Source organism: Kitasatospora phosalacinea, from assembly GCF_000717185.1.
Taxonomy (GTDB): domain Bacteria; phylum Actinomycetota; class Actinomycetes; order Streptomycetales; family Streptomycetaceae; genus Kitasatospora; species Kitasatospora phosalacinea_A.
Genome location: NZ_JNYE01000056.1, coordinates 16,777 through 30,000 on the forward strand (window position 1 = coordinate 16,777; position 13,224 = coordinate 30,000).

Here is a 13,224-nt window from a genome sequence, read left to right on the forward strand (position 1 = left end):
GCGGACCGCCGCAGCAGCCGACCGGCCGCCGGGCCGTCGGGGGTCGCCGGGCCGTCGGGGGCCGTCGGGTCGTCGGGCAGTCAGGTGGTCAGGCCGACTCGGCCAGGTACGCCAGCACCGCCAGCACCCGCCGGTTGTCCGCCGGGGAGGCGAGCAGCCCGAACTTCGTGAACACCGACGCCACGTGCTTCTCCACCGCGCGCTCCGACACCGACAGGCGCTCGGCCACCGCCCGGTTCGACCGGCCCTCCGCCATCAGCGCCAGCACCTCCCGTTCGCGGGAGGTCAGCGCGTCGACCGCGCTGCGGCGGCGGGCCCGCATCAGGTGCCCGACCACCTCCGGGTCCAGCGCGGTGCCGCCCGCGGCGACCCGGTGCAGGGCGTCCACGAACTCCGAGGTGCGGGCCACCCGTTCCTTCAGCAGGTAGCCGACCCCGGCCGCGCCGCCCGCCAGCAGCCGGGCCGCCCAGGAGGTCTCCAGGTGCTGGGAGAACACCAGCACCCCGGCCCCCGGGTGCGCCGCCCGGATCCGCAGCGCCGCCCGGATGCCCTCGTCGGTGTGGGTCGGCGGCATCCGCACGTCCACCACCGCGACCTGCGGGCGGTGCTCCGCGACCGCCGTCAGCAGATCCTCCGCGGTGGCGACCGCCGCGACCACCTCGCAGCCGCGCACCGCCAGCAACTCCGCCATGCCGTCCCGGAGCACCGCCGAGTCCTCGGCCAGCACCACCCGCAGCCGTTCCTCCGTCATCCCCCCATTGTGGCCCGGCCCGAGGGGCCGTCAGCCCACCGGCGGCGCCCAGCGCTCGACCACCCGCGGTCCCTCGTCCGCCGTGACCGGCCACAGCTGGATCCGCACCCGCTCCAGCACCTGCTCGTCGAAGTCCTCCGCGCCCGGGTCGTTGCCCGCGGCGGCCGCCAGGTTCGAGCGCGAGACGCGCACCCGCACCAGGCCGGGCGGCACCTCGAAGCGGTCAGCCTCCTGGAGGCGATCGGTCCAGCCCAGGACGGCCACCCGGCCCGAGGGAACCTCGACCGTCGCCTCCACCACGTGGTCGAACCGGGCGTGGTCGGCGGGCTGCGGGGCGTCGAAGACCTGCACCGACACCGCGACGTCCGCGTTGCCCGCGGTGCCGATGCCCAGCGCCCGCCGCCCCGGCGCCAGCCCGTCCGTCACCGCCCGCTCCGTCCACGCCGCGCCGAGGTCCTCGTCCGCGCCCCCGTCCTGTACGCGCAGCCGGAAGCGGTCCGCGAACAGCTCCAGCTCCGCCGTCGCCAACAGCCCGCCCACGCCCCGGCCGCGGTGCGGCCCCGGCAGGTAACCCTCCGGCGGGGACGGCAGCGAGGCCAGGCACCCCGGCGAGCAGGCGTTCACCAGTAGCGGCAGCACGTCCGCCCCCGAGGTGTGCAGCGAGATCCACGCCTGGTGCAACCCCGCCGTCCCCGCCACCGGCCCGTCGCACACCGAGCACGCCCCGACCGACTCCACCCCCCACACCGCCGGGTCCAGCGCCCCGGCCCCACCCCCGCCCACCGGCTCGGCCAGCACCGGGAACGGCGGCCGCGTCTTCACGTTCCCGTACAGCGCCCGGGTGCTGACGGTGCTGCGCCGCAGCAGCGGCAGCCGCGCCAGCTCGTACGGGAACCAGTGCAGCCGGTACGAGGTGTACGGCGTGAACTCCTCCAGCGCCCGCATCCCGCCGATCTCCGGCGGGATCCGCACCAGGTTCGACCGGTACAGCCGCAGGTGCCGCACCCGCGTCAGCGCGCCGACGGCCGCCGGGAGCGTCACCACCTGGCGCCGCTGCTCCGCCGTCAGCTCCTCCAGCGGCGCGAACTCCTCCCGGCCGTCCGCCGCCGCCTCCGCGACCAGCTCCAGCAGCCGCAGCCAGCCCGGCGCCGTGACGTCCTGCCGCTCGCCGTGGAAACGCACCCGGCGCTGCCGCACGCAGCCGCAGGGGTCGACCGGCCCGGTCGGTCCGGGGAAACGGTTCGCGAACACCTGCCGGGGCTCCTCGTCCATCCGCCCACCCTACGGACCGGTCAAGGCACTTGGCGCCGGGGGTCGCGCGTACGATGGCGCACCGTGCTGATCTGGATCAACGGACCGTTCGGCGGCGGCAAGACCCAGACCGCCCACCACCTGGCCCGCCGCCTGCCCGGCGCCGCGATCTGCGACCCCGAGCACCTCGGCTTCGGCCTGCGCCGGATGCTCCCGCCCGACCTGCGCGGCGACTTCCAGGACCTGCCCGCCTGGCGCCGCGGCACCGTCGAGGTCCTCGACCTCGCCGCCCGCGAACACCCCGGACCGGTGATCGTCCCGATGACCGTCACCGACCCCGGCCACTTCACCGAAACCGTCGGACGGCTCCGCGAACTCGACCACGACGTACGGCACTTCACCCTGCTCGCCGACCGCGCCACCGTGCTGCACCGCCTCGCCGAACGCGCCCCCGTCCACCGCCTGCGCCGCCTCGCCGGGCTCGCCGCCCCGGCCCCGCGCGAGAGCTTCGCCGTCTCCCGCCTCGACGACTGCCTCACCCGGCTCGCCGCCCCCGCCTTCGCCACCCACCTCACCACCGACCACCTGAGCATCCGCCAGACCGCCGATCGCATCGCCGACCTCGCGGGCCTGCACCTGCGCCCCGACACCGACTCCCCCCTGCGGGCAGGCCTGCGCCGGGCCGCGGTGAAGGTCCGCCACATCCGCTTCGACTAGGGCCGCTGCCGCCGCTTCCGGCAGCAGCCTTCAGCGGGCGCCGGGCGCCTGTCCGATGACCTGCTCGGCGAGTTCGCGGGCGGCGGCCGCCGGGTCGGTCGCGGGGCGGGTCGCGCCGGCGGCGAGGGCGCCGTCGACGAGGAGGAGGAGCTGGGCGGCGGCGGCGGCGGGGCGGGGGTGGCCGAGGCGGGTGAGCTCGGCGGTGAACAGGGCGGTGACGTGCTCGCGGTACTCGCGGGTGACGGCGTGGCCGGGGTGTCCGGGGTCGGCGAGGGCGAGGTCGGCGGCGAGGTAGCGGCAGCCGCGGTAGTCGTCCCGGGCGACGATCTCGCCGATCCGGTCGAAGACGGCCAGCAGCCGGGTGCGCGGATCGGGGCCCGCGGCGTCCATGGTCTGCCGGTAGCGGGCTTCGTCCTCGGCGGCGCTGCGCCGCAGCACCTCGGTGATCAGGCCGTCCTTGCCGCCGAAGTGCTCGTACAGCGAGCGGCGGGCGACGTTCGCGCCCTTGAGCAGTGCGTCCACGCCGACGCCCATGCCGTGCCGGTACGTCAACTCCTGGGCGGCGTCGAGGAGGCGCTGGCGGGGGCCGGGTTCGGTGCGGGTGCTCATGGGGTCCAGGGTGCCAGCGGTTGACCGGTAGATCAACCGGTCTATATATTCACGGCCGACAGCGATAGACCGACTGTTCTATCTACGAGGAGCCCCCGTGTCACCTCGCACCACCACGGACGTGATCGACCGCTTCAACCTCGCCTTCGTCCGCCACGACCCCGACCTGCTCGACGACCTGGTCGCCGAGGACTGCGTGATGGAGTCCGTCCGGCCCGCGCCCGACGGCACCCGGGTCACCGGCCGCGCCGACTGCCTCGACTTCTGGCGGACGCTCGCCGCCGACCGCACCACCCGCTTCGAACCCGGCGAGGTCGTGGTGGCGGGGGAGCGGGCCACCATCCGCTGGCGCTACCACTTCGGCACCGGCCCGCACGGCCATGTCAGCGGCGTCAACCTGATGCGGATCGCCGACGGCCGGATCGTCGAAGCCCTCGGCTTCACCAAGACCGGCGAACTCCCGCTCGCCACGGACGCCGCGTGAACGCCCCCGCGCGGATGCGCAGCTACCACGTCGACAGCGGCGCCGGCATCGACGGCCTCACCCTGCGCGAGCACCCCGTCCCCGTGCCCGGGCCGGGCCAGGTGCTGGTCGCGGTCCGGGCCGTCTCGCCCAGCTACCGCGACCTGCTGGTCCTCGGCGGCCGGTACGTGCTCCCCGTCCGCCCCGACGTCGTCCCCGTCGCGGAGGGCGCGGGCGAGGTCGTCGCGCTCGGGCCCGGCGTCCGCACCGTCCAGGTCGGCGACCGGGTGATGGCGTCGCTCTTCCCCAGCTGGCAGGACGGCCCGTTCGGCCCGCAGCACCTGCCGCAGCTCGGCGGCACGCTGGACGGGCTGCTCACCGAGTACGCGCTGCTCGACGAGCACGCACTCGTCCCGGTGCCCGCGCACCTCTCGTACGCCGAGGCGGCGACCCTGCCCTGCGTCGCCGTGACCGCGTGGAACGCGCTGACCGGCGACGGCGGGCTGCGCCCCGGCCAGACCGTGGTCACCCAGGGCTCGGGCGGGGTGTCGCTGTTCGCCCTGCAACTCGCCCGGGCGCTCGGCGCCCGGGTGGTCGCCACCACCGGCGGACCGGCCAAGACCGCGCGGCTGGCCGCGCTCGGCGCGGACCGGGTGGTCGACCGCCGCGCCGAACCGGACTGGCCCGCCGCCGTCCGCGAGGCCACCGGAGGCACCGGCGCGGACCGGGTGGTCGACGTGGTCGGCCGGCTCGACGAATCGGTGCGCGCCGTCGCCCTCGGCGGGCACGTCGCGATGGTCGGCTTCCTCGCGGAGACCGCCCCGCCGATCGACGCCCGGCGGCTCTTCGCCTCCGGCGCGGTCCTGCGGCCGGTCGCGGTCGGCAGCCGCGCGCAGTTCCGCGAGCTCAACGAGGTCGTCGAGCAGCACCGGATCCGCCCGGTCGTCGACCGGGTCCTCCCCTTCGCGCAGGCCGTGGACGCCTTCCGGCACTACGCCTCCGGCGCGGCCTTCGGCAAGGTGGTGATCGAACTGCCGCCCCCCGCGGCCTGAGGGCCGTTCCGCCGCCGCGCGCCCGTACGTGGACCGTGCGCCCGTACGCGGAGCGGACCGGCGGACCCCGGATGCTGCGCTCCGGGCAGCGGACGGCCGGACCGCACGCGACGGCCGCGCCGCCCCCCGCCGCAGACGCGCGGGTCGTCGCCCACCCGCACGACCTCGACGGCCTTCGGGCCCCTCCTCCGGGGGTTCCACGACCACCAGGGTGCCCCGGCTGCCCGCCCCGCCCGCGTGGGGCGGGCAGCCGGGGCCGCAAGCCGCCACCCCGCGACGGCGTCCGGCAGGTCCGGCGCCGTGTCGGCAGCGGCGGGGTGGCAGTTCGCCCGCTCCCCCGACGCCCCGCAGTGCGGCCGGGCCACGGCGGCCGAAGCCCGGCCGCACACCCCGAAGACGCCCACCCGCGGCGAGGACCGCCCGACGCCACGAAGCACCACCGGGAGCCGCGTGCGGCGGAGACGGGGCGTCGCCCCCGATCCGTCACAGGTGTGACGGGTTCTTACGATCATCTTCGCAGGTCGTTCACTCAGGGCTATGATCCGACCACGCTGGCGGCCCGCCAGCGACGGAACGGATCCGGCCGACCGCGGTCCCCGGTGAGGCGGCGGCCCCTTCTTCTGGTGGGAGAACTGCGTGCACGAGATGGCCAAGGGAGCGAACATCGGGCTTGCGGAGCTCGGTGGGGACAGCGGCTCCTACGTCATCGGTCTGAGTTGGACCAGCCCCACCGGGGAGGGCGAGGCCGACGTGTCGGTCCTGCTCCTCGGCCCCGACGGCAAGGTGCGCGACGACGAGGACTTCTACTTCTACAACCACCCGGCGGCGGCCGACGGGAGCGTCGAACTGCTGGGCCAGACCCTGACCGAGAGCGGGAGCGAGGACCGGATCAGGGTCGACCTGGCGGTGCTCCCCCCGCAGGTGGACCGGCTCGTCGTCGCGGCCAGCCGCCACCTGCGCCAGCCGTTCGGGCACTTCGAGGGGATCCGGCTCACCCTCGACGACAGCAGCGGTGAGCGGCTGCTCGGCTTCTCCATCACGGACGCCCGGTCCGAGAGCGCGTTCGTCTTCGGCGAGATCTACCGCCGGGCCGGGGAGTGGAAGTTCCGGGCCATCGGCCAGGGCTACGACAGCGGCCTCGCCGGGCTGGCCACGGACTACGGCATCGACGTCGAGGACGACGAGGGCGTTGAAGGCGGTGAGGGCGTCGAGGGCGGCGAGGGCGTCGAGGGCGGCGCACGGCCGACGGCGCCGACCGCGCCCGGGGCCGATGCGCCCGACCGGGCCGCCGCACCCGTCCCGACGTCGAAGACCGGTGCGGACGGGCCCCTCCCCGCCGCGCCGCCGACCCCCGCGGCCGCACCGACCGCCGCCGCCCCCCGCCGCGTCCGGACGGCCAGGAAGAAGGTGACCCTCCCGGCCGTGCCCAAGCCCTCGCTGGCCGAGAACGACGCCTGGCACGGTGCACGGCTCTTCCCCGCGACCACCCTCAAGAGCGACCGGGAACGGGAGGTGCGGGCCACCTCGGTCCTGCTGTCGGTGATGGCCCAGGTGCCGGAGCTGGGCCGCCGCCTCACCGCGGGCTTCGGCGCCCCGGCCGGCCGGATGGAGACCTTCACCGAGGTCGTCCTGCCGCACGGCGAAACCCCGCGCCGGCCCGACGGCGTCATCCGGGTGGAACGCGCGGGCAAGCGGTGGACCGCCCTGGTCGAGAGCAAGACCAACGGCAACCCGCTGCGCGCCCAACAGGTCCAGGACTACATGGACATCGCCGCCCGACGCGGCTACGAGGCGGTGATCACCCTCTCCAACGACGTCGCGCTCGACGGTCACCCGATCGTCCCCGTGAAGGTCGACGGCCGACGCAAGCACAAGGTCGGCCTCTGGCACCTCTCCTGGGCCGAAGTCACCTACCAGGCACAGATGCTGATCCGCCACGAGGGAGTCGCCAATCCGGCGCACGCCTGGCTGCTCCAGGAACTCCTGCACTACCTGCAGCACGAGAACTCCGGGTGCCACGGCTTCCAGAACATGGGCGCAGCCTGGGTGCCCGTCCGCAACGGCATCGACGACGAGACGCTGTGCCGCGGCGACGAACGGGCCGTGCAGGTCGTCGAGAGCTGGGAGAAGCTCGTGCGCCAGGTGTGCCTCCGACTCGGCGGCGAGCTCGGGGTGAAGGTCGTCCCGGTCCAGCGCGCACGGCGGGGCGAAGAAGTCGGGGCGCGCCGGGCCGCGCTCGCCGAGCAGCTCTGCGAGGACGGCCGCCTGTGCGCCGAGATCCGGATCGAGGACACGATCGGGAACGTGTCCGTGGTCGCCGACCTGAAGCTCGGCAAACTGCGCACCTCGGTCGAGTACCCGGCGCCCGAGGAGGGCTACCCGCTGAGCTGGGCGAAGCGGCTGATCCGCCAGCTCGCGACGGCACCGGCCGACCTGCACGTGGAGACCCTCACGGACGGCGCGGGCCCCGGGCCCCGGGGCACCCTGGAGCGCCTGCGGCCCGAACCGGGCGACCTGCTCCCGAAGGGCGGCACCGCCAGGATCACGGGCTTCCGGCTCACCCTGGTCAAGAGCGTCGGCAGCACCAGGGGCAACGCCGAGACCGGCTTCATCCGCACCGTGGACGGCGCCGTCCAGCGCTTCCACAGCAGCGTGGTCGCGCACCTCGAACCGCCTGCCCGGCGAGGCCGCCCGGCCGCCGCGCCCAAGTCGGGCTGACCGGGGGCCCGGCGGGCCCGCCCGTCGAGCGGAACGGACGGGCCGGGTCGGCGCCTCCCCTCCCCGGGAAGGGAGCTGCCGGTCCGACCGGTGAGGACCGCGGCCGGGCGGGCTCAGTGCGGAGCGGCCCCGGTGAGGCGGTCCCAGCGGGCGAAGCCCGCGGTGAACAGGGCGCGGACGGCGGCGGTCTCGGCGGCCGTCCAGGACGCGGGGTCGGAGGTCGGGTGGAGCGCCGTGCCGCCGAACAGCTTGTCGTAGGCGCCGTCGTGCACGGGGCCCTCGGGGGGCAGGGCGCCGGGCAGGTCGGTGAAGAAGTTCCAGGTGTCGAGCAGGAGCCGGCAGCTCGCGGGCGGCTCCAGGTGGGGGGCTTCGGTCCAGTGGCGGGCGGCGGCCAGGTCGAGGGTGTTCCCGGCGCCCCAGAAGAAGTCCAGCCCGTGGCGCAGGCAGTGGGCCTCGGCCGCGGCCGGGTCGGGGAAGCGCAGCAGGGAACCGTCCGGGCCGGTGAGGAAGGCGTCGGGTTCGTCGTTCTCGCCGAGGCGCCACAGGAGGGTCGGGCCGCCGGCGGGGGTCAGGACGCGGTACGGGTAGTGGTCGGGCACGGGGCGAGGGTAGCCCGGCGGGGTCGCGGAACGGGTTGCGGGACGGTAACTGCCACAATGGACGGCGAAGATCTTCACGCCGGCGCACCGGACAGTGAGCAGACAGCAACAGACAGACAGTGAGGTTGCCTTGTCCAAGGTCAAACTGAGCACCAATCACGGCGACATCGTGATCCGGCTGGACGCCGAGAAGGCCCCGGCGACGGTCGCGAACTTCCTGCAGTACGTCCAGGACGGCTTCTACAGCGGCACCGTCTTCCACCGGGTCATCGACGGCTTCATGGTGCAGGGCGGCGGCATGGAGCCGGGCCTGCGCCGCAAGGAGACCCGCGCCCCGATCCAGAACGAGGCCGACAACGGCCTGAAGAACCTCCGCTACACCGTGGCGATGGCCCGCACCGCGGACCCGCACTCGGCCACCGCGCAGTTCTTCGTCAACGTCGCCGACAACGCCTTCCTCGACCACACCGCGAAGAGCGGCCCGGGCTGGGGCTACGCCGTGTTCGGCGAGGTCGTCGAGGGCCGGGAGGTGGTGGACGAGATCAAGTCGGTGCCCACCGCCTCCAAGGGCGGCCACGCGGACGTCCCCAAGGAGGACGTGCTGCTGGTCAGCGCCGAGGTCGTCGAGTAGCGACGCCGCGACGCCGCAACGCCGCAACGCAGCGCACTGCCCCGCCCCCGGGGGAGCGGGGACGGGGCAGGGGACGCGGGCGCAGGGGCCGGGCCGTCGGGCGCTCAGGCACCGACCGTCAGGGCCGCCGCCAGCGGGAGCTCGCCGCAGTGCGGACCGACCTGCAGGACGAAGGTGCCGGGCTCGGTCCGCCAGCCCCGCTCCGCCACCGACCAGTGCTCCAACGCCCTTGCCGGCAGCCGCAGTTCCATCTCGACCTGCTCGCCGGGCCCCGCCTCCGCGGCGCCGAAGGCGCCCAGCCAGCGCACCGGCCGGTCCAGCTCCGAACCCGGCCGCGACAGGTACAGCTGCACGGTCTCCCGGGAGCGGCGCGACCCCTCGTTGCGCAGCACCACCCGCACCGTGCGCGAGCCGTCCGCCGCCGGGGCCGAGGGCGCCCCCAGCGCCAGGTAGCGCCACTCGCCCCAGCCCAGCCCGTGCCCGAACCAGTACGCGGGGGAGCGGTCGGCGCGCAGCCAGCCGCGGTGGCCCAGGTGCAGGCCCTCCGCGTACTCCAGCCGCCCGTCGGTCGGGGCGGTCCCGTACACCGGGCAGTCCGCCTCGGCGTCCGGCCAGGTGGTGGGCAGCCGCCCGCCCGGCTCGGCCCGGCCCAGCAGCACCTCGGCCAGCGCGTCCCCGCCCTCCTGGCCGGGGAACCAGCAGGTCAGCACCGCGCCCACCCGCTCGCGCCAGGGCAGCAGCACCGGGCTGCCGGTGTTCACCACCACCACCGTGCGCGGGTTCGCCGCCGCCACCGCCGCCACCAGCTCGTCCTGGCGGCCCGGCAGCCGCAGGCCGGCCCGGTCGAAGCCCTCGCTCTCGTGCTCGTCCGTGGTGCCGACCACCACCACCGCCACGTCCGCGGCCGCGGCCAGCTCCACCGCGTGCGCGAACTCCCGCTCCAGCTCGGCCTCCGGCCGGTCCGCGGCCAGCACCAGCACCCGCCCGTGCGCCTCCTCCACCGCCCGCCGGGCCAGCAGCGCGACCTGCTGGCCGTCCGCCAGCTCCAGCTCCACCTGCCGGAACGAGGGCGACACGTGCAGGTACGTCGGGTCGTCCGAGAGCGGCGCCACGTACTCCTCCAGCAGCACCTCCCCGTCCGCCTCCAGGCGCAGCGCGCCCAGGCCCACCACGCCCAGGCGCCAGCGGCCCGCGGACGGCGCGGTGAACCGGGTCGCCACCTCGATGGTGCGCACCGGCGCCAGGTCGACCTCCCCGGTCGGCTCCAGCACCCGCCCGGTCGCCCGCGCCTCGGCGTGCACCAGCGAACCGTCGGCCGCCAGGTAGCGCACCAGCACGCCCGGCGCCGAACCGTCCGGCAGCACGCAGTCCGCGGCCGCCAGCGGCGTCGGGCGCAGGTTGGTGCGCACCCCCGGCGCGTGCACCAGCTCCACCGACGGGTCCAGCGCCGCGCGCAGGCCCGCCAGCGGCGAGACCGGCGCCGCCGGGAACACCGAGGCGCTGCCGCCGCCCTGCACCCGGGCCGTCGCCGCGTTCGGGCCGATCAGCGCGACCCGGCGCAGCGCCGACTCCTCCAGCGGCAGCAGCCGCTGCGGGTTGTGCAGCAGCACGGTGCCCGCGACGGCCGCGGCCCGCAGCGCCCCCCGGGTCGCCGGGTCGGTGGGCACCGGCGCCCGCCCGCCCGCGGCCGGCGGGTCGAACGCGCCCACCCGCCGGGCCAGCCGCAGCATCCGCTCCACCTTGTCGTCCAGCGCGGCGGCCGGTACCCGGCCCGCCCGCACCGCCGCCGCCAGCGCCGCCCCCCACGCCGGGTTCGGCCCCGGCATCGCCAGGTCGCACGCCGCCGCACCCGGCCCGTCCGCCTCGTGCACCGACCCCCAGTCGGAGACCACCAGCCCGTCGAAGCCCCACTCGCCCTTCAACGGCTCGGCCAGCAGCGGGTTCTCGACCATCGACGTCCCGTTGACCCGGTTGTACGCCGACATCACCGCCCACACCCCGGCCCGCACCGCCGCTTCGAACGGCGCCAGGTACACCTCGCGCAGCGTCCGCTCGTCCACCCGGGCGTCCACGGTCAGCCGCTCGGTCTCCGAGTCGTTCGCCACGTAGTGCTTCGCCGTCGCCGCGACCCCGCGCGCCTGCACGCCCGCGATGTACGCCGCCCCGATCCGGGCGGTCAGCAGCGGGTCCTCCGAGAAGCACTCGAAGTTCCGGCCGCCCAGCGGCGAGCGGTGCAGGTTCAGCGTCGGCGCCAGCACCACGTGCACGCCCTTGCGCCGCGCCTCGGCCGCCAGCAACCCGCCCATCCGGGCGACCAGTTCCTCGTCCCAGGACGCCGCCAGCGCGGTCGCGCACGGCAGCAGCAGCGCCGTGTCCGCCTCGTCCCACCGCTCCCCGCGCACCCCGACCGGCCCGTCCGAGCACACGACCGGGTGCATCCCGATCGCGGGCTCGCCACTGCTGCGGAAGGTGTCCCCGCCGGAGACCAGCCGCGCCTTCTGCTCCAGGTCGAGTACCCGGTGGTCCGTTCGGTGCGCCGACTGCGGTGCGCTGGAAGTGAGTTGAGGTGGCATGGAGAGCTGGGTCATCCCTTCGTGGCTCCTTGCATGATGCCGTCGATGATCTGGCGGCCCATCAGGAGGAATGCGACGAGAACGGGCGCGCTGGCGACCAGGGCGCCGGTGAGGACGAGCGAGTAGTCCTTGATGTAGCCGCTGGCCAGCTCGGAGAGGGTGAGCTGGACGGTCGGGTTCTGCTGGGTCATGACGACCTTGGGCCAGTAGAAGTCGTTCCAGGCGGCCATGAAGGTGAGCATCCCGAGCACGCTCATCGCGGGGCGGGCGGCGGGCAGCACGACGTGCCAGACCAGGCCGCGGGTGCTGCAGCCGTCCATCCGGCCCGCGTCGAGGAGTTCGTCGGGGACGGCGCCGATCAGGTACTGGCGCATGAAGAACAGGCCGAAGGCGTTGGCGGCGGCCGGGACGATCAGGGCCTGGAGGTGGTCGGCCCAGTGGAACCAGTTGGCCATCATGATGTACAGCGGGATGATGCCCAGCTGGGTGGGGACCATCATGGTGGCGACCACCGAGGCCAGCAGCGTGTTGCGGCCGCGGAAGCGGAGCTTGGCGAAGGCGAAGCCGCCCAGGGTGCTGGTCAGGACCACGCTGGCGGTGACGGTGGTGGCCACGATCAGCGAGTTGACCATCGCCAGGCGCAGGTCGGTCTGGGCGAACACCTGGGTGACGTTGTGCCAGAGCCGGCCGCCGGGCAGCAGCACCGGGGGCATCCGGTGGATCTCGGTGTTGGTGCGGGAGGCCGCGACCAGCGTCCAGTACAGCGGGAAGAGCGAGAGCAGCACGGCGGCGCCGAGGACGACGTACACGCCGCGTCCGGCGGTCAGCTGCCGGGTGCTCCTGGGCCGGCGGCGGCGGAGCAGGGCGGGGGTGGTCATTCGGCACCTCGCATCCGGCGCGCGGCCAGGAAGTTGACGACCGCGACCAGCACGATCAGTAGGAACATCGCCCACGAGATCGCCGCGCCGTAGCCGTACTTGAAGCGGCCCCAGAACTGGTTGTACGAGTACAGGGCCAGGGTCTGGAACTGGTGCTGGGAGCCGCCGGTGGTCGGGTCCTGCTGCTGGCTGAAGAGCATCGGCTCGCCGAAGAGCTGGAGCGCGCCGATGGTGGAGACGATGACGGTGAACAGGATCGTCGGGCGCAGCATCGGGATCGTGATGGAGCGGAACTGCCGCCAGCGGCTGGCCCCGTCCAGCGCGGCCGCCTCGTACAGCTCGAAGGGGACGGACTGCATCGCGGCGAGGTAGAGCAGCGCGTTGTAGCCCGTCCAGCGCCAGGTGACGATCGCGGCGATCGCGGACCAGGAGGAGAGGGTGCCGGCCTGCCAGTCGACGTGGTCGACGCCGAACAGCGACAGGAACCAGTTGACCATGCCGAAGTCGCGGCCGAACAGCTGGACGAAGATCAGCGTGACGGCGGCCACCGAGGTGACGTTCGGCAGCAGGACGCCCAGGCGCATCAGGGTGCGGCCGCGCATCCGGTAGTTGAGCAGGTGGGCCAGGCCGAGCGCGAGCAGCAGCTGCGGGAGGGTGGCGAGCACGCCGATGCCCAGGGTGTTCTTGACGGCGTTCCAGAAGAACGGGTCGTCCAGCAGTTTGCGGTAGTTCTCGAAGCCGACCCACTGGCCCTCGCTGCCCGGGCGGTCGGCGCGCCAGGCGGTGAACGAGACGTAGCCGGTGTACAGCATCGGGAACAGGCCGAAGACGCCGAAGACCACGAAGAACGGCGAGAGGTACAGGTAGGGCGAGACGGTGCGGTCGAGCCGGTGCCAGCGGTGGCCGGCGGTGCGGGCGGGGGCGCGGGCGCCGCGGACGGCGGCGGTCGGTGCGGCCAAGGGGAGCTCCCTGGGGCAGAAGC

The 13,224-nt window shown here is 74.8% G+C and carries 12 protein-coding genes; 5 read left to right on the forward strand and 7 right to left on the reverse strand.

The window, feature by feature from the left end:
• Positions 1 to 88: 88 nt before the first annotated feature.
• Positions 89 to 751: a response regulator transcription factor gene (locus OO57_RS23070; RefSeq protein ID WP_033254518.1), complete on the reverse strand. Its 663-nt coding sequence runs from the start codon at positions 749 to 751 to the stop codon at positions 89 to 91.
• Positions 752 to 781: 30 nt separating this feature from the next.
• Positions 782 to 2,023 carry a hypothetical protein gene (locus tag OO57_RS45880; protein ID WP_063737623.1) on the reverse strand — a complete coding sequence of 414 codons (1,242 nt, stop codon included), beginning with the start codon at positions 2,021 to 2,023 and terminating at the stop codon, positions 782 to 784.
• A gap of 63 nt (positions 2,024 to 2,086) precedes the next feature.
• On the opposite strand from OO57_RS45880, the gene OO57_RS23080 reads away from it, so the two are divergent.
• A complete protein-coding gene (locus tag OO57_RS23080) occupies positions 2,087 to 2,719 on the forward strand; it encodes an AAA family ATPase (RefSeq protein WP_033254519.1) in 633 nt (210 codons plus the stop codon).
• Between the two features lie 30 nt (positions 2,720 to 2,749).
• On the opposite strand, the gene OO57_RS23085 is transcribed toward OO57_RS23080, so the two are convergent.
• Entirely contained in the window at positions 2,750 to 3,328 is a 579-nt protein-coding gene (locus OO57_RS23085; protein ID WP_033254520.1) for a TetR/AcrR family transcriptional regulator, read from the reverse strand.
• A 97-nt stretch (positions 3,329 to 3,425) separates the two neighbouring features.
• Between OO57_RS23085 and OO57_RS23090 the strand changes: the two genes are divergently transcribed.
• The 3 genes from OO57_RS23090 (at position 3,426) to OO57_RS23100 (ending at position 7,561) form a co-directional block, all read left to right on the forward strand.
• Positions 3,426 to 3,812: a nuclear transport factor 2 family protein gene (locus OO57_RS23090; protein ID WP_033254521.1), complete on the forward strand. Its 387-nt coding sequence runs from the start codon at positions 3,426 to 3,428 to the stop codon at positions 3,810 to 3,812.
• Positions 3,809 to 4,843, forward strand: coding sequence for a zinc-dependent alcohol dehydrogenase family protein (locus OO57_RS23095; RefSeq protein WP_324606794.1), 1,035 nt, complete (start codon positions 3,809 to 3,811; stop codon positions 4,841 to 4,843). The genes OO57_RS23090 and OO57_RS23095 overlap by 4 nt, the downstream gene beginning before the upstream one ends.
• Positions 4,844 to 5,488: 645 nt before the next feature.
• The gene (locus tag OO57_RS23100) at positions 5,489 to 7,561 is read left to right on the forward strand and encodes a TerD family protein (protein WP_033254544.1); all 2,073 of its coding nucleotides are present in this window, start codon (positions 5,489 to 5,491) and stop codon (positions 7,559 to 7,561) included.
• 113 nt (positions 7,562 to 7,674) lie between these two features.
• Here the strand turns inward: OO57_RS23100 and OO57_RS23105 are convergent, their stop codons facing one another.
• Entirely contained in the window at positions 7,675 to 8,160 is a 486-nt protein-coding gene (locus OO57_RS23105) for a hypothetical protein (protein ID WP_033254522.1), read from the reverse strand.
• 130 nt (positions 8,161 to 8,290) lie between these two features.
• Here OO57_RS23105 and OO57_RS23110 point away from each other — a divergent pair, with 130 nt between their 5' ends.
• Positions 8,291 to 8,791, forward strand: a complete 501-nt coding sequence (locus tag OO57_RS23110) for a peptidylprolyl isomerase (RefSeq protein WP_033254523.1) — start codon at positions 8,291 to 8,293, stop codon at positions 8,789 to 8,791.
• A 104-nt stretch (positions 8,792 to 8,895) separates the two neighbouring features.
• Here the strand turns inward: OO57_RS23110 and OO57_RS23115 are convergent, their stop codons facing one another.
• From OO57_RS23115 to OO57_RS23125, 3 genes are read right to left on the reverse strand one after another with little or no spacing between them, the layout of a single operon-like run.
• Positions 8,896 to 11,379, reverse strand: coding sequence for a glycoside hydrolase family 3 C-terminal domain-containing protein (locus OO57_RS23115; RefSeq protein ID WP_033254524.1), 2,484 nt, complete (start codon positions 11,377 to 11,379; stop codon positions 8,896 to 8,898).
• The gene (locus OO57_RS23120) at positions 11,376 to 12,242 is read right to left on the reverse strand and encodes a carbohydrate ABC transporter permease (protein WP_033254525.1); all 867 of its coding nucleotides are present in this window, start codon (positions 12,240 to 12,242) and stop codon (positions 11,376 to 11,378) included. The genes OO57_RS23115 and OO57_RS23120 overlap by 4 nt, the downstream gene beginning before the upstream one ends.
• Positions 12,239 to 13,201 (reverse strand): carbohydrate ABC transporter permease, encoded by a 963-nt coding sequence (locus tag OO57_RS23125; protein WP_033254526.1) that lies wholly within the window; start codon positions 13,199 to 13,201, stop codon positions 12,239 to 12,241. Before OO57_RS23125 ends, OO57_RS23120 begins: the two co-directional genes overlap by 4 nt.
• Positions 13,202 to 13,224 lie beyond the last annotated feature (23 nt).

Bases quoted from the DNA above. Each gene is read 5' to 3' on its own strand.
- OO57_RS23100 (WP_033254544.1), top strand. From the start codon at position 5,489: ATGGCCAAGGGAGCGAACATCGGGCTTGCGGAGCTCGGTGGGGACAGC.
- OO57_RS23070 (WP_033254518.1), bottom strand. From the start codon at position 751: ATGACGGAGGAACGGCTGCGGGTGGTGCTGGCCGAGGACTCGGCGGTG.
- OO57_RS23085 (WP_033254520.1), bottom strand. From the start codon at position 3,328: ATGAGCACCCGCACCGAACCCGGCCCCCGCCAGCGCCTCCTCGACGCC.
- OO57_RS45880 (WP_063737623.1), bottom strand. From the start codon at position 2,023: ATGGACGAGGAGCCCCGGCAGGTGTTCGCGAACCGTTTCCCCGGACCG.
- OO57_RS23120 (WP_033254525.1), bottom strand. From the start codon at position 12,242: ATGACCACCCCCGCCCTGCTCCGCCGCCGCCGGCCCAGGAGCACCCGG.
- OO57_RS23115 (WP_033254524.1), bottom strand. From the start codon at position 11,379: ATGACCCAGCTCTCCATGCCACCTCAACTCACTTCCAGCGCACCGCAG.